This window comes from Actinacidiphila glaucinigra, assembly GCF_900188405.1.
Taxonomy (GTDB): Bacteria; Actinomycetota; Actinomycetes; order Streptomycetales; family Streptomycetaceae; genus Actinacidiphila; species Actinacidiphila glaucinigra.
In genome coordinates this window covers 89,704-103,976 of record NZ_FZOF01000020.1, presented here as the reverse complement: position 1 = coordinate 103,976, position 14,273 = coordinate 89,704, and the positions used below count along the sequence as shown (strand labels likewise).

The following is a 14,273-nucleotide window of genomic DNA, read 5'->3' as shown; positions in this document are numbered from 1 at the left end:
TCGATCCCGTGGGGCCACCGCGACGTTAACCGGCCCCGGGGCGGGCGGCCCCCGGTGTGGGCCGCTCAGGTGATCACTTCAGCTCCGCCCACCGGGGATCGGTGGCGGCCTTCACGAGTTCGTCCATGCTGACGCCGGGCGTCTTCCGGGTCACGGGGCGGTGGTAGCCGTCGGAGTTGAAGGCGGTGACGGCGACCCGCAGCCCGCCGGGGCGGATGGTGTCGGCGGTCCACCGCACGATGCCGGCGCCGCCCTTGTCCCCGGCGCCGCTGCGCTTGACCAGCTTCGTCCCGTCGGAAAGTACGGTCGCCTTCGTGAAGATCGGGTCGTCCACGTCTGCGGGATCCCATCGCTGGAAGTCGATCTCGACGAAGGTGGCGCCGTGGCCGTCGTCCACGGTGATGTGCTGGTACCCGGCCTCCTGCCCGCCCGGCTCGAGGACCTTCAGCCTCTGGGGCAGAACGTCCTTGAGCAGGGTCGTGATCTTCGCGGCGCTCGGCAGCCCGGTACCGGGCTGTGGGGGCTGGGCCGGGGCCTCGGGGATGTCGGAGAAGAACCTGTCCCACCGCGTGGAGAGCACGAGGTCGCCGAGCTGGGCGGCGCTCAGCGGTGGGTTCTCGCGGGTGGTGGGCTTGCCCTTCTGTGCCGGTGCGTTCCATTCGTCGGCCTGGATCTGACGGCCGTCGGGGGTGGTCAGGATCGCCCGCCAGTCCTTGGGGCCCGTGCGGTTGTCCTGGTATTCCCAGCCCTTGATGACGACGAGCACGGCCTCGCCGGGGAGTTCGGTGCGCTTGCACGTCGTGCCGGGCTTCATGAGCGCGAGGTCGGGGCACTCGTCCTGCCGCTGTCCGGCTTGGGCGCGGCTCAGGCTGACGGAGATCGTCGAGGCGCCGTTGCCGTCGTCCCAGACGGCCTGGGCGAAGGTCGCTCCCGCGTTCGGGGTGCCCTCGGCGTCCGAGGCCAGCCCGCTGAGGATCCTGCCCTCGGGAAGCAGGTGCCGCAGGACGGTGAACAGCTCCGACTGCGGGGCACCGCCCAGGGTGGCGCCGTTGCCGTCGCTGCTGCCGTCGCCCTTGTCCTTGTCCTTGCTGCTGTCGTTCCCCTTGTGCTGGTCGTTGTCGATGCGGCTGCTCGTCGGGTCGGGCGTACTCGGGTTCGCCGGCTTCACCTCCCGTGCGGTGCCGCCCGGTACGACCAGACCGGCGGTCACCACCGCCGCCGCCACGGCGGCCACCGTGCCCACCACTGCGACGGTGCGGCGTCGGCGGACGCTGCGGCCCTGGGCCAGGCCGGCCGCGGCAAGGGCGCGGTTGTCGGTGCTGAAGGTGTCGCCTGTCTGCCTCAGCGCGGCGCCGAGGTCGTCTTCGAAGGGCATGGTGAGCCACCGTCCGGAGGAGAAGCGGGAAGCAGGAGGGAAGGGGTGATGGTCGGGGGGATGGTCGGGGGATGGGGTCAGTGGGAGGAGACGAGTTCCGCGAGGCTGTCGCCGAGCAGTTCACGGAGCTTGGCAAGGGCACGGACCGACCGGGTGCGTACGGCGCTGGAACTGACCCGCATGGCGTCGGCGGTCTCCTCGATGCTCCGGTCCTCCCAGTAGCGCAGCACCACGACCGCGCGGTCCTTGGGCGCCAGCCGGGCGAGCGCGTCGAGGAGCGTCAGCCGCAGCAGCGCCGTGTCGCTGTCGGATTCGCCGGAGCCCGTGGGGACGTCGGGGAGCTCACCGACGGGGGCCTCGCCGCTGCTGCGCCGCCTCCGGTGGGTGAGGAAGGTGCGGACGAGCACGGTCTGGGCGTAGCCGGCGGGGTTGCCGACCCGGGACGCCCGCCGCCAGGTGACGTACATCTTGCCGAGGGTCTCCTGCACCAGGTCCTCGGCGAGGTGGGTGTCCCCGCCGGTGAGCAGGCATGCCGACCGGAAGAGGGGTGCCGCGCGGGTCGCCGCGAAGTGCAGGTACTCCTTTGTACGGTCCTCGTGCATGCCCCACCCCGTTGTCGTCCGGCACCGCCTTCACCTCACTGACGTCGTGAGGGCCGGAAAATGTTGCACCGCCACAGCAGAAGCACAGGAAGCAGCAGCGGAAGCGCCGCCAGGGCGAACAGCGGTCCCGGCCCCGACCAGTGCGAGCCCAGGGCCCAGAGGCCGAAGAGCAGCAGCGCCCCGGCCTCGGAGCCCAGGCCCGCCAGGGAGGTGACCGTCGCGCGGGTGCGGTCGGTGATGCGCTCCTGGAGGGCGGCGTCGGCGGCCGTCGTCGCCCAGTCGAGGAGGCCGAAGGCCAGGGCCACCAGGGTCAGGCCCGCCGGATGCGCGCCCGCCGCGCCCGCGGCCAGGCAGACCGCGGCCACCGCCGGTGCGAGCGGTGTCCAGCGCGTTCCGCGACCGGCGAGCCAGCCGCCGGCCGTGGCTCCCGCGGTCACCAGGAGGACGAGCAGGGGAACGTAGGACGGCCGCACACCGGTGGCCTGCGCGAGCAGGGGGACGTACTCGTCGAGCGCGGTCGCGCCGGCCAGCAGGGAGACGACCGCCACCCTGCGCCCGGCGCCGGGGGTGTGCCGGGCCTGGCCCAGGGCCTCGCGCAGCAGCCCGGCGTACGAGGCGGCTGCCTCGCCCTCGGCCGCGACGGCCCCGCGGCCGCGGGGCTCCGGCAGCGCGAGGGCGGCCACGGCGGTCAGCACGGTCACCGCGACGCTGGTCAGTCCGACCGCGCGGTCGCCGCCGGCCGCCAGGAGCGGCCCGGCGAGCGCGGTCGCGACCAGTGCCGCCGTGGTGCCGAGTGCCTGCGCGCGGCCGGTGAGGCGGGCGTAGGCGTGGCGGGCGCCGACGCGGGTCAGCTCCTCGTGGACGAGGGCCTGCAGCGCTCCGGAGCGCAGGGCGGACCCGGCGCCCCACAGGACGAACCCGGCCGCGAAGGAGGCGTAGCACGGCCACAGCGTCCACAGCGTGAAGCCCGCCCCGGCCAGCAGGGGCGCGACGGTGAGCAGGGCGCGCCGGGAGAAGCGGTCGGCCCACACGCCCGAGGGCACCTCGAGCAGGAACGCCGTGAGCGACCACACGGCGAACAGCGAGGAGATCCCGGCCTCGGACAGCCCGGCGTCGGCGAAGAGCACCGCGTACACCGGGTAGAGCGGGATCAGGTCCTCGAGGAAGGCGTAGGCGTAGAGCCTGCGCGCCAGTGGTGACTCCGGTGAGGATCAATGTCGCCATGTCATGGGACGAGCGTAGCCGGGTACGAACCGGATGAGGAGGCGTTTTCCATGCGCATGGGACGTACCGGGAATGAGCCCCTGCGGGCTCGCAGCGCATTGCGGATGCGGCTGGCGCTGGCGGCCTTCGGGCTGGCCTGGGCGATCGCGGGGACGGTGCTCTTCGCGGACCTCGGGCGCACCGGGTGGGCCGTGTTCTTCGGCCTGCTGGCGCTCGCCGCGGCCACCGACCTCGTCGTGATCGTCCGGCACATCCGCCAGGGGCCGCACTGGCAGCCGGGGCGCGACGTCCCGCCCTACGAACCGCTCCGCAAACGCTGAGGGGCTGAGGCACGGCCCGGCCGCACACGGGTGGGTACGGGCATGCAAAGACCGAGGGCCCGGTGCTGTTGCACCGGGCCCTCGGCTTCAGTAGCGGGGACAGGATTTGAACCTGCGACCTCTGGGTTATGAGCCCAGCGAGCTACCGAGCTGCTCCACCCCGCGTCGATGAACACAACCCTACGGGGTGTCGGCGCCAGGACCAAATCCATTTCCCGTCAGCCACCGCCAGCGGGGTGTCTCGGCCACCACGGCGGCCGCCGCCAGCACGCTGACCAGCGCCGCGACCGGGGTGGGCCAGGCCGCCCAGGAGGAGACGACGGCCGCGCCGAGCTGCAGCAGCACCAGTGCGACGGTCACCGCTCCGGGGACGGGGACGATCACCTGCGCCTTGTCGCCGGGAGTGGCGAACACCGTCGGCAGGCCGATCAGCACGACCACGGAGAGCGCGGCGAGCAGCCAGGAGTGCCCGGACAGGGCCCACGGGGTCGCGACCCAGGCCACGAGCTCGGTGGTGAAGCGGAGGGCGGCAGCGGTGCGCCCGCCGGGGGCGGTGGCCGGGGTCGGGGAGATCACGGCGTCACCCTGCCACGGGCCGGGCGCCCCGTAAATCCGTTGCCGGGGGCCCCGTCCCGGCGTAGCTTCGGCCCCGGCCCTGCCACCGTCCGATTGGAGAAGGCCGTTGCTCTTCTGAGGTCTGGGACACCGTGCCCGCGGCGCCGAACCGGCGACCGCGCGGGCCTGTGTGCGACCTCGGCCGTGAGCAGCCGCCTCCGTGCAGCGCCCGCCTTCCGGTGTCCCCGTGTGCCGACCCGTCGTCATTCACGAGCACCCCGGAGGACCACATGGGACATCCCACCCTCTCCGTCACCTGCACCGACCTCTCCTTCGCCTGGCCGGACGGCACTCCCGTGCTGGACGGCTTCCAGCTCGCCGTCGGCCCCGGCCGCACCGGCCTGATCGGGCTCAACGGCTCCGGCAAGTCGACCCTGCTGAGGCTCGTCGCGGGCGAACTGACGCCCACCGACGGCACGGTGCGTGTCGCCGGCGAAGTCGGGTACCTGCCGCAGGACGCCGTCCTCGACACCGCGCTGCGGGTGGACGAGGCCCTGGGCATCGCCGACGCGCGGGCCGCCCTGCACGCCATCGAGGCCGGTGACGTACGCGAGGCGAACTTCGCGGCGGTCGGCGACGACTGGGACGTGGAGGAGCGGGCGCGCGCCGGGCTGGACGGCCTCGGGCTGGGCCACGTCGGCCTCGACCGGGTCGTCGGCGAACTGTCCGGCGGCGAGTGCGTCCTGCTGCGGCTGGCGGCCCTGCTGCTGCGCCGGCCCGATGTGCTGCTCCTCGACGAGCCGACCAACAACCTGGACCTGGCGGCCAGGCGGCGGCTCCACGAGGCGGTCGCGGGCTGGAACGGCGTGCTGGTGGTCGTCTCGCACGACCGCGAACTGCTCCGGCACGTCGACCGGATCGCCGAACTGCGCGACGGCGGGGTCCGCTGGTACGGGGGCGGCATCGAGACCTACGAGGAGGCCCTGGCCGTCGAGCAGGACGCCGCCGAGCGCATGCTGCGCGTCGCCGAGTCCGATGTGCGGCGGCAGAAGCGGGAGTTGGCCGACGCCAACGTCAAGCTGGCCCGCCGGGTGCGGTACGGGCAGAAGATGTACGACACCAAGCGGGAGCCGCGTGCCGTGATGAAACTGCGCAAGCGCAGCGCCCAGGTGTCGGCGGGCAAGCACCGCGTCCTGCACACCGAGCGGCTGGCGGAGGCGAAGGAGCGGCTGGACGAGGCCGTCGAGGCGGTGCGGGACGACGACGAGATCCGCGTCGACCTTCCGCACACCGCGGTCCCCGCCGGCCGGACCGTGCTGACGCTGCGTTCGCTGCGGACGGCGTACGGGGCACCGGCCGGGGATCTGGAGCTGCGCGGCCCGGAACGGATCGCGCTGGTCGGCCGGAACGGCGCCGGGAAGACGACGCTGCTGCGGACGATCACCGGCGAACTGCCCCCGGCCGCGGGTGAGGCGCTGGCACACGTGCCGCTGCGCTTCCTGCCGCAGCGGCTGGACGTCCTGGACGACGAGTTGTCGGTCGTGGTCAACGTGGCGCGGTTCGCCCCGGAGGCCACGGGCAACCGCATCCGCGCGTCGCTGGCCCGCTTCCTGTTCCGCGGCGGGCGGGCCGACCAGGCGGCCGGTTCGCTGTCGGGCGGGGAGCGGTTCCGGGCCTCGCTCGCGGCGCTGATGCTCGCCCAGCCGGCGCCGCAGCTGCTCCTGCTGGACGAGCCGACGAACAGCCTGGACATGGCGAGCGTGCGGCAGTTGACGACGGCGCTGGCCTCCTACGAAGGGGCGCTGATCGTGGCGAGCCACGACCTGCCGTTCCTGCGGGGCATCGGCGTCACGCGCTGGCTGCGGCTCGACGCGGAGGGGCTGAGCCTCGTCGAGCCGCTGTGACGGGTGCGGTGCCGTTCCCGGCGGCGGGGCGCCCCCCGGTGCCCCGCCGCCGGTGTCCGTGGGCCGCCTGGCGGCTCCGTCAGCGGTACAGCTTGTTCACGGCGGTCCGGGTGGTCTTCTTGAAGGCCTTCAGCGGGATCTGGTCGAGGGTTCCCATCTGGCCCCACTCGACGACGGTGACGGTGCGGCCGTCGCGGCCGATGCCGTACAGGCGGACGTTGTGCTCGGACTCGGGGGGCGCGACGTGGACGCCGTAGACGTGCGCGCCCTCCTCCACGGCGAGGCCGCCGAAGTCCTTCCAGTCGGCCTGTGCGCCCGGGTTCTGCTCCAGGAAGCGTGCGACGCAGCCCCGCACGGACTTGCGGAGCTTGGCGGCGAGGTCGCGCGCCGCCTTGGTGTTCTTGGTCGTGAAGGTGACCTGCTGGGCGTTGGTGTCCAGTTCGGTCCAGAAGGAGCGGTGCGAGACGCCCTTGCGGGGCAGGCCGCGCAGGGTGCAGGCGGTGCCGCCCTCGGGCAGGCCGCTCTTGACCCGGTCGGCGTACCAGGGCGAGTTGGGGTACGGCGGCAGTTCCTTCGGCGCGAGGAACCTCGGTGCCGCGGTGGGCGCGGCTGCGCCGGCCTCCGCGGAACCGGCGGCCAGGAGCGAGGTGGCCGCGACCGTGGACATCACGGTCACGGCGGCGCGGCGGACGAGTGTGCGGTTCAAGGTGGTTCCCCCGTGGTCAGGTCGTGGACGAGGACCGCCGCCGACGGGCGGCGGTGCTGGTTCCCAGCCTGCGCGGCGCCGTCACGGCCCGGCAACAGCCGCAGCGGCTTCCGGGACGCCGGAACGGTTGCGCGTACCCTGGCCTGGGGAGACGTGAGCGCCCTGGAACGGGCGGCCGGGACACGGGAAGGCGTCGGGGGCGCGGGACATGGGTGGTACGGCGGCGGGCAGTGAGCACTTCGCCCGGAATTTACGTGAGCTGAAGGACCGTTCGGGGCTGAGCTACGGGCAGCTGGCGCGCCGGCTGCACGTCAGCACCTCGACCCTGCACCGCTATTGCAACGGCGACGCCGTGCCGGCGGACTACGCGGTCGTCGAGCGTCTGGCACGGTTGTGCGGTGCGGGGCCGGAGGAACTGGTCGAGCTGCACCGCCGATGGGTGCTCGCGGACGCGGTCCGGCGCGTGGGCAACCGCGGGGGCGGCGGCACCGGGGCGGAGCGCGGTGGACAGGGCGACGACGAAGAGGTCGGCAAGGACGGGGAGGTCGGCAGCGAAGGGGAGCTCGGGGGCGAAGGTGAAGGCGGCGCGGACGGCGGCGAGGGCGCCGCGCCCGCGGGTGACGACCCCGCCGGGCCGGCGCCCTCGCCCGAGGCGGCCGCTGAGGCGGCGGCCCCGGTCACGCCCGCGGAACTGGAGCCGATCGGCACCGTCCCGCCGCCGCGGCGGCCGCGTTCCTGGCGCCGCCGGCTGTCCCGGCCGGCCGTCGCCGGTTCGGTGGCCGCGCTGGTGCTCACCGGCGCCGTGCTGGCGATGACCGACGGCACCGGCGGCGAGGGCGCGCCGGCCCGTGCCTCGTCCTCCTCCCCTTCCGCGCGTCCCGGCGGTGCGGACGGCACGACCCCCTCGCCCGGCCGTACGGGCACCGTCCCGGTGTCACCCGCCGTTTCCCCCTCCGGGCGGGCCCCGTCCACCAGGCCGCCGGTGAAGGACACGAAGGGCGTTCCGCGCTCCCCCAGCGGTGGTACGGCCTCCCGGGCCCCGGTGCCGGCGCGGCCGCTGGTCTGGAGCGTGCGCTCGCACGTCTGGGAGAACGGCTGCGGGCACCACTACCTCATCGACCGGCCGCCCGCGGACGTCCCTCCCCCGCCCGTCTCCCAGGACGCGCGCGCCTGGGCCACCGCCCTGGGTGCCGTGCACGGCGCCACGACCATCGTCGAGACCACGATCCGCGGGCGCGGATCGGCTCCGGTGGTGGTGCAGGCCCTGCACATCCGTGTCGTCGAGCGCCGAGACCCGCCGCGCTGGTCCTCGTACTCGATGGACAACGGCTGCGGCGGAGCGCTGACGCCCGCCGAGTACGCGGTGGACCTCGACGCGGCCCGTCCGCAGCCGCGACCGCGCGACGGCAACGACAGCGAGCACACCCTCCCCGTGGTGCGTCTGCCCTACCAGGTCTCCGCGCAGGACCCGCTGGTGCTCAGGGTGCACGCCCGCACGGTGCGCTGCGACTGCGACTGGTTCCTGGAACTGGAGTGGAGTGCCGGAGGCAGGTCGGGCACGGTCCGCGTCGACGACGGCGGGCGGCCCTTCCGCACCAGCGGCGTCAAGGGCCGCCCCGAGTACGAGTACTGGTCCCCCGCGGGCTGGACCCCGAACTGAAAGAACCCGCCTGCGCGCCCCGGACCGGTCCCGGTGGTACGGAAGGGTCCCCACTCCCCCCGTGCGGAGTGGGGACGCTCTCCCCCGTTCCCGTCGGCCGCGTCCCTCGCGGTCAGAAGCCGAACGGCCAGATGAAGCCCTTGTTCATGGTGATGAGCACGACCAGCACCATCAGGTCGGCCGCGCCGAGCACCAGGCCCGCGATCGCCCGGACGGGGCGCTCGGTGCCCCGGACGAGCGCCATGCCGCCGAGGATCAGGGCGAAGGGGCCGAGCACGATGTTGAAGGCCAGCAGGCCGACCAGGCCCAGCGCGAACGAGGCCACGGCCATGCCGTCGGAGCCGTCCGAGCCCGACCGGGCCTGCCTGGCGCGCAGTTCGCGGTCACGAGCGGGTACGTAGGAGTCCATGGGTGGGTTCCCCCCTGGGAGACGTGGGTCAGCGGTGGCGGTGGCGCCCGACGCGCTCGCGGACGCAGAACGTGAGCAGCCAGGCACCGACCACGCCCGCGGCGACGAGGAAGACGGGGAGCGGGGTGTAGGAGACGGTGCCCAGGAGGATTCCCATGGCGACCAGGACGACGAGGAGGGTCACGGACGGGTGCCTTTCTCGGTTGCCGGACGGCACTGCGGGATGCGGACGTCAGAACTCAGTGAACAACTGGAATAACAGTTGTTCACTGAGTCGGTAGCCTACTCTCGCACAACTCGGCGAACAGCTGTTTACTGGATGACATGAGTCACACCCTCGGGGCCCGTGAGGCCCAGAAGCAGCAGACCCGGCGGGCCCTCCTCGACGCGGGCCTGCGCCTGCTGGAGAACCAGAGCCTGAGCAGCCTGGGACTGCGCGAGGTCACCCGCGAAGTGGGCGTCGCGCCCGCCGGGTTCTACCGGCACTTTCGCGACATGGGCGACCTCGGGGTGGCCCTGGTCGCCGAGTCGCTGGGCAGTCTGCACGCCATGATCCGGGCGATCCTGGCCGAACAGGACGACGCCGAGGAGGTCATCGCGCACTCCGTCCGGCTCATCGCCCTGCATGTGCGCGACCACCGGCCGCACATCCGCTTCATCGCCCGCGAGCGGCACGGCGGGGTGCAGGCCGTCAGGGAGGCCATCGCCGCCGAACTCTCACTCTTCGCCGACGAGGTGGCCGAGGCGCTCGGCACACAGCCCGTCGCGCAGGGCTGGTCGCCCGAGGACGTGCACATGCTCGCCGAACTGTACGTCGACCGCATGCTGACGACGGCGATCGCCTTCATGGAGGCGCCGGCCGACGACACCGCGGCCGAGGAGGGCATCACGCAACGGGCCCGCAAGGAGCTCTACCTGATCCACCTGGGACGACGGCACTGGCTGGACACCTGAGGACGAATTGACACTTGCGTGGATTCGCCATCCAAGGTGATCACATGGCTTTCGCACTCTTTAGGCGCAATCGGACGGTCAACGGCTCCGCGGACCCCGGGCTGTTGCCACCGATCGCCGAGGGCGCGGGACTGATCAGCTGTCAGGTGCTCGACCCCGCGGGCCGGCCGCTGGGCGGCGCCGAGGTCACCGTGTCCGACGTCCGCACCCACCGCCCGCTGGTGACGGCGACCAGCGACCCGTACGGGACGTTCCTCGCCACGCTGCCGCCCGGGCACTGCTCCGTCATGATCAGCGCGGACGGCATGCAGCCCTACCGGGGCACCGTGGAGATCGCGGAGGGGCTCCAGTCCCCCATGGGGGCGGTGCGGTTGGCGCCGTCGCCGGCACTCGAACTGCCGCCGCCGGGAACCTGGTTCTTCGACCCTCCGCACACGGCCGTCCGGTTCATCGCCAAGCACGTCGGCATGGCCCATGTGCACGGCCGCTTCGACCGCTTCACGGGCGGTATACGCGTCGCGGAGCGCATGGAGGACTCCCACATCGAGATCACCATCGACGCCGCGAGCATCAACACCGGCAACCGGACCCGGGACAACCACCTCCGCTCGGGCGACTTCCTGGACGTCGCCGCCTACCCCTGGATCCGCTTCGCGAGCGACCGCTTCGTGCACGAGGGCGGCTCGCGCTGGGCCGTCCACGGCCACCTCGGCATGCACGGCATCACCCGCTCGGTGACGCTGGACACCGACTACCTGGGGCTGGCGACCGGCGGCTACGGCGAGGAGTTGCGCTGTGCGGCCCTCGCCACCGCCGAACTGCACCGCGACGACTACACGCTCAACTGGCAGAGCATGCTGGCGCGGGGCATCGCGGTGGTGGGCCCGACCATCAAGCTGGAACTCGACGTCCAGGCCATGTTCTCCCGCCACGACACCCCGACGCCGCCGCAGTAGCCGCCGGGCGCCTCCTCAGCCCGCGGAGGCCGGGGGTGTGATGACGCCGAAGGCCGCGCCCTGCGTGTCGACGATCTGGGCGAAGCGCCCGACCTCCGGCACGTCCGTCGCGGGGACGCGGATCGTGCCGCCGGCCGACACGGCCCTGGCCAGCGTGGCGTCGCAGTCGGCGACGGCGAAGTACGGCAGCCAGTGCGGGCCCGCGCCCGCCGCGAGCATCTGCTCGTCGAGCTGCATGACGCCGCCGTGGGCGTCGCTCTCGCCGCCGCCCGCCGGGGAGACCAGGGTGTAGACGCCACCGGGCATCCCTGAGTCCTCGGTCCTCCAGTCGAACACCGAGCGGTAGAAGGCCAGCGCCGCGGGCGCGTCCGTGGTGAAGAGCTCCGTCCAGTACAGCGTCCCGGGCTCGTTGACGACGTCCAGGCCCTTGTTGGCACCCGGCTGCCACACGCAGAAGCGGGCCCCGGTCGGGTCGGCGTAGGCCGCCATCCGCCCGAGGTCGAAGACCTCCATGGCGGAGAAGCGCACGCCGCCGCCCGCCTGCTCGACGGACTTGGTGGTGGCGTCGGCGTCGGCCGTCTGGAAGAACGGCTCCCAGGCCGCGGTCGTGACACCGGGTTCGTTGTTCGGGCCGATGCCGGCGACCGTCCGGTCGGCGATCCGGAACATGCCGTAGCCGCCGGCCTCCGGTCCGGCCGAGACGAAGTCCCAGCCGAAGACCTCGCGGTAGTAGGCCACGGAGGCGTCGACGTCGGGAGTGCCCAGGTCGAGCCAGTTGGGCGCGCCGGGTGTGTAGTCGGTGCTGAGCATGCGGTGCTCCTTCGACGGGGGTGCTGTGCCCTGGTGACTCCCAGTCTTGCAGCGGGCACTGACAGTGCCCCCGCCTCGCCCCGTCAGCTCTGCTGCGGCTGGCTGGCGATGACCGCGAACAGCGCGCCGAAGGGGTCCGCGAGGTGCGCGAAGCGGCCGACGCCCTCGGCGTGCCGGGGCGCCATGACGACCCGCCCGCCGAGCTGCCCGGCCTTGGCCACGACCGCGTCGGCGTCCTCGACCTCGAAGTACGGCAGCCAGTGCGGGGTGACGCCGGCGTCCCTCATCTCGCCGGTGATCTCCACGATCCCGCCCAGGGACGCCTCCCGGCCGCCTCCCGAGGTCGACAGCACGGTGTACCTGGTCGTGCCGAGCGGTACGTCCTGCGCCTGCCATTCCAGGACCGCCCCGTAGAAGGCGCCGGCCGCCGCGGCGTCCGGTGCGTACAGCTCCGCCCAGCCGAGGCTGCCCGGCTCGGTGACCGCGTCGAGTCCCTTGGTGTCGCGGGGCTGCCACACGGCGAACTCCGCTCCCCCGGGATCGGTGAAGCCGGCCATCCGGCCGTTGGTGAAGACGTCGAAGGGCGCGAGCCGCACGGTGCCGCCCGCCTGCTCGACCGCCTTGGCGGTGGCGTCGGCGTCGGCCGTCTGGAAGTACAGCGTCCAGGAGGACCGCATGCCCTCCTCGCTGAGCGGCCCGAAGGCGGCCACGGTCTTCCCGCCGAGGCGGAAGAAGCCGTAGCCGCCGGCCTCGGGCCCGAGCGACTGCGCGTCCCAGGCGAAGAGCCCGGTGTAGAAGGAGACCGCCGCCCCGGTGTCCGCGCTGCCGAGGTCGATCCAGTTCGGCGCGCCGTTGACGTACTGGGTGGTGAGCATGGCGGTCTCCTTGGCCTGCGTGCGTGCCCGGTGCTGCCGTGGTCCCGATGTCCGTCCTCAGTCTGGCACCGGTGCCCGGCGCGCGCCGGGCGGCGTCACTTCGCCTGGGTGAACGCGTCGTAGGCCTTGATCACCTCGTCCGTCGGGCCGTCCATCCGCAGCGTGCCGTGCTCCAGCCAGATGGCGCGGTCGCAGGTGTCGCGGATCGACTTGTTGTTGTGGCTGACCAGGAAGACGGTGCCGGCTTCCTTGCGGAGCTCGCGGATCCGCGCCTCCGAGCGCTTGCGGAACCGGTTGTCACCGGTCGCCAGCGCCTCGTCGATCATCAGGACGTCGTGGCTCCTGGCCGCGGCGATCGAGAAGCGCAGGCGCGCCGCCATGCCGGAGGAGTAGGTCCGCATCGGGAGCGAGATGAAGTCGCCCTTCTCGTTGATCCCCGAGAAGTCGACGATCTGGTCGTAGCGCTCCCGCACCTCGTCCTGCGACATGCCCATCGCCAGGCCGCCGAGCATGACGTTCCGCTCGCCGGTCAGGTCGTTCATCAGGGCGGCGTTCACGCCGAGCAGCGAGGGCTGCCCCTGCGTGTACACCTTGCCGCTCTCCGCGGGCAGCAGCCCCGCGACCGCCTTGAGCAGGGTGGACTTGCCCGAGCCGTTGGAGCCGATGAGGCCGATGGACTCGCCCCGGTAGGCGGTGAAGCTCACGCCGCGCACGGCGTGCACGGTGCGGACGTTCGGGTTGACGCCCTTGCGGCGGACCAGCCGCGACAGTGCGTTGACCGCGGTGCCGCGGCCGCTGCCCGCACCGTGCACCCGGTACACGATGTGCAGGTCGTCCACGATCACGGTGGGGATGCGCTCAGCCACGGCCGTACCTCTCCTCAGCCTTCCAGAACCACACGAAGCCCCCGACGCCCATGACCACGGCCCAGCCCAGGGCGACCGCCCACACGTGGGGCGGCAGCTGCTCGGAGGTGAAGCTGTCGATCAGCGCGAAGCGCATCAGGTCGATGTAGACCGCCGCCGGGTTCAGGCCGAGCAGGATCTTCACGGCCTGCGGCGCGTGCGCCGCGACGTGGCTGATGCTGTACATCACACCGGAGGCGTACATCCACGTCCGCAGGATGAACGGCATCAGCTGCGCGAGGTCGGTCATCTTGCTGCCGAGCCGCGCCATCACCAGTGCCAGGCCCGCGTTGAAGACCGACTGCAGCAGCAGCGCCGGGATCACGAGCAGCCAGGACGGGCCGGGCAGCTCTCCGGTCATCAGGACGATGACGAAGAGCACGAGCATCGACATCAGGAGCTGCTGCAGCTGCATGATCGTCTGTGCGATCGGCAGGCTGGCGCGGGGGAAGTGCAGGGCCCGCACCAGGCCGAGGTTGCCCGAGATGGCACGGACGCCCGCCATCACCGAGGACTGGGTGAAGGTGTAGACGAAGACGCCGGTGACCAGGAACGCGATGTAGTTGTCCACGCCGCGGTCGGTGCCCAGCAGCAGGCCGAAGATCAGGTAGTACACGGCCGCGTTGAGCAGCGGGGTCAGCACCTGCCACAGTTGGCCCAGGCGGGCCCGCGTGTACTGCGCCGACACGCGGGCGGTGGCGTACGAGGTGATGAAGTGCCGGCGTCCCCACAGCTGCCGCACGTAGGCGCCCAGGCCGGGACGGGCCCCGCTGACCGTCAGGCCGTGCCTGGCCGCCAGCTCTGCGGGGGACGGCGCCGGAGCACCGGGCGGCGCGGTCGCCGCTGAGGAGGACTCGATGTCAAGGCTCACGAGGGTGGCGCTTCCGTTCGGGGGGTGAGGCGCGAGGGGGGCGGTTGTGCGCCGACGGAACGAGACCGTATCGTCGTTACCAGGACGTTAGACCACATGAGCGTTGGAACGCAACCGTTCCGTCCCGTCGTCGCGTAGGCTGCCGGA

At 72.7% G+C, this 14,273-nt stretch carries 16 protein-coding genes and 1 tRNA gene; 5 read left to right on the top strand and 12 right to left on the bottom strand.

All coding sequences use genetic code 11. From position 1 onward, the window contains the following. Nucleotides 1–73: 73 nt before the first annotated feature. The 3 genes from CHF15_RS30200 to CHF15_RS30190 form a co-directional block, all read right to left on the bottom strand. On the bottom strand, nucleotides 74–1,375 hold the full coding sequence (locus CHF15_RS30200; RefSeq protein WP_089227075.1) for a hypothetical protein: 1,302 nt from the start codon (nucleotides 1,373–1,375) through the stop codon (nucleotides 74–76). A gap of 77 nt (nucleotides 1,376–1,452) precedes the next feature. Further along, a complete protein-coding gene (locus CHF15_RS30195; RefSeq protein ID WP_089227074.1) occupies nucleotides 1,453–1,977 on the bottom strand; it encodes a SigE family RNA polymerase sigma factor in 525 nt (174 codons plus the stop codon). Nucleotides 1,978–2,012: 35 nt separating this feature from the next. Further along, nucleotides 2,013–3,113 carry an MFS transporter gene (locus CHF15_RS30190; protein ID WP_179280031.1) on the bottom strand — a complete coding sequence of 367 codons (1,101 nt, stop codon included), beginning with the start codon at nucleotides 3,111–3,113 and terminating at the stop codon, nucleotides 2,013–2,015. Nucleotides 3,114–3,251: 138 nt separating this feature from the next. On the opposite strand from CHF15_RS30190, the gene CHF15_RS30185 reads away from it, so the two are divergent. Beyond that, on the top strand, nucleotides 3,252–3,521 hold the full coding sequence (locus tag CHF15_RS30185; RefSeq protein WP_179280030.1) for a DUF6343 family protein: 270 nt from the start codon (nucleotides 3,252–3,254) through the stop codon (nucleotides 3,519–3,521). A gap of 91 nt (nucleotides 3,522–3,612) precedes the next feature. Here CHF15_RS30185 and CHF15_RS30180 read toward each other — a convergent pair. Both CHF15_RS30180 and CHF15_RS30175 read right to left on the bottom strand, forming a co-directional pair. Next, nucleotides 3,613–3,686: transfer RNA gene (locus CHF15_RS30180), tRNA-Met, on the bottom strand. Nucleotides 3,687–3,701: 15 nt separating this feature from the next. After that, nucleotides 3,702–4,097, bottom strand: a complete 396-nt coding sequence (locus tag CHF15_RS30175; RefSeq protein WP_245939103.1) for a hypothetical protein — start codon at nucleotides 4,095–4,097, stop codon at nucleotides 3,702–3,704. A 269-nt stretch (nucleotides 4,098–4,366) separates the two neighbouring features. Between CHF15_RS30175 and CHF15_RS30170 the strand changes: the two genes are divergently transcribed. Then, nucleotides 4,367–5,980 carry an ABC-F family ATP-binding cassette domain-containing protein gene (locus CHF15_RS30170; RefSeq protein ID WP_089227071.1) on the top strand — a complete coding sequence of 538 codons (1,614 nt, stop codon included), beginning with the start codon at nucleotides 4,367–4,369 and terminating at the stop codon, nucleotides 5,978–5,980. Between the two features lie 79 nt (nucleotides 5,981–6,059). Here CHF15_RS30170 and CHF15_RS30165 read toward each other — a convergent pair whose 3' ends face one another. Further along, the gene (locus CHF15_RS30165; RefSeq protein WP_089227070.1) at nucleotides 6,060–6,686 is read right to left on the bottom strand and encodes a hypothetical protein; all 627 of its coding nucleotides are present in this window, start codon (nucleotides 6,684–6,686) and stop codon (nucleotides 6,060–6,062) included. Between the two features lie 208 nt (nucleotides 6,687–6,894). Here CHF15_RS30165 and CHF15_RS30160 point away from each other — a divergent pair, with 208 nt between their 5' ends. Beyond that, nucleotides 6,895–8,346 carry a helix-turn-helix domain-containing protein gene (locus CHF15_RS30160; protein ID WP_089227069.1) on the top strand — a complete coding sequence of 484 codons (1,452 nt, stop codon included), beginning with the start codon at nucleotides 6,895–6,897 and terminating at the stop codon, nucleotides 8,344–8,346. A gap of 112 nt (nucleotides 8,347–8,458) precedes the next feature. Here the strand turns inward: CHF15_RS30160 and CHF15_RS30155 are convergent, their stop codons facing one another. Both CHF15_RS30155 and CHF15_RS45125 read right to left on the bottom strand, forming a co-directional pair. Continuing rightward, complete coding sequence (locus CHF15_RS30155) at nucleotides 8,459–8,755, bottom strand: DUF4190 domain-containing protein (RefSeq protein ID WP_179280029.1); 297 nt, start codon at nucleotides 8,753–8,755, stop codon at nucleotides 8,459–8,461. A gap of 28 nt (nucleotides 8,756–8,783) precedes the next feature. Then, nucleotides 8,784–8,939, bottom strand: a complete 156-nt coding sequence (locus CHF15_RS45125; protein WP_179280021.1) for a hypothetical protein — start codon at nucleotides 8,937–8,939, stop codon at nucleotides 8,784–8,786. A gap of 140 nt (nucleotides 8,940–9,079) precedes the next feature. Between CHF15_RS45125 and CHF15_RS30150 the strand changes: the two genes are divergently transcribed. Together CHF15_RS30150 and CHF15_RS30145 are read left to right on the top strand one after the other, a co-directional pair. Beyond that, nucleotides 9,080–9,709, top strand: coding sequence for a TetR family transcriptional regulator (locus CHF15_RS30150; protein ID WP_089227068.1), 630 nt, complete (start codon nucleotides 9,080–9,082; stop codon nucleotides 9,707–9,709). Between the two features lie 44 nt (nucleotides 9,710–9,753). Then, entirely contained in the window at nucleotides 9,754–10,665 is a 912-nt protein-coding gene (locus tag CHF15_RS30145) for a YceI family protein (protein ID WP_089227067.1), read from the top strand. A gap of 15 nt (nucleotides 10,666–10,680) precedes the next feature. Here CHF15_RS30145 and CHF15_RS30140 read toward each other — a convergent pair whose 3' ends face one another. The 4 genes from CHF15_RS30140 to CHF15_RS30125 form a co-directional block, all read right to left on the bottom strand. Continuing rightward, nucleotides 10,681–11,475 (bottom strand): VOC family protein, encoded by a 795-nt coding sequence (locus CHF15_RS30140; protein WP_089227066.1) that lies wholly within the window; start codon nucleotides 11,473–11,475, stop codon nucleotides 10,681–10,683. Nucleotides 11,476–11,558: 83 nt separating this feature from the next. After that, nucleotides 11,559–12,350: a VOC family protein gene (locus CHF15_RS30135; RefSeq protein WP_089227065.1), complete on the bottom strand. Its 792-nt coding sequence runs from the start codon at nucleotides 12,348–12,350 to the stop codon at nucleotides 11,559–11,561. A gap of 95 nt (nucleotides 12,351–12,445) precedes the next feature. Beyond that, on the bottom strand, nucleotides 12,446–13,216 hold the full coding sequence (locus tag CHF15_RS30130) for an ABC transporter ATP-binding protein (protein ID WP_245939102.1): 771 nt from the start codon (nucleotides 13,214–13,216) through the stop codon (nucleotides 12,446–12,448). Continuing rightward, a complete protein-coding gene (locus tag CHF15_RS30125; RefSeq protein WP_089227063.1) occupies nucleotides 13,209–14,126 on the bottom strand; it encodes an ABC transporter permease in 918 nt (305 codons plus the stop codon). Before CHF15_RS30125 ends, CHF15_RS30130 begins: the two co-directional genes overlap by 8 nt. Nucleotides 14,127–14,273 lie beyond the last annotated feature (147 nt).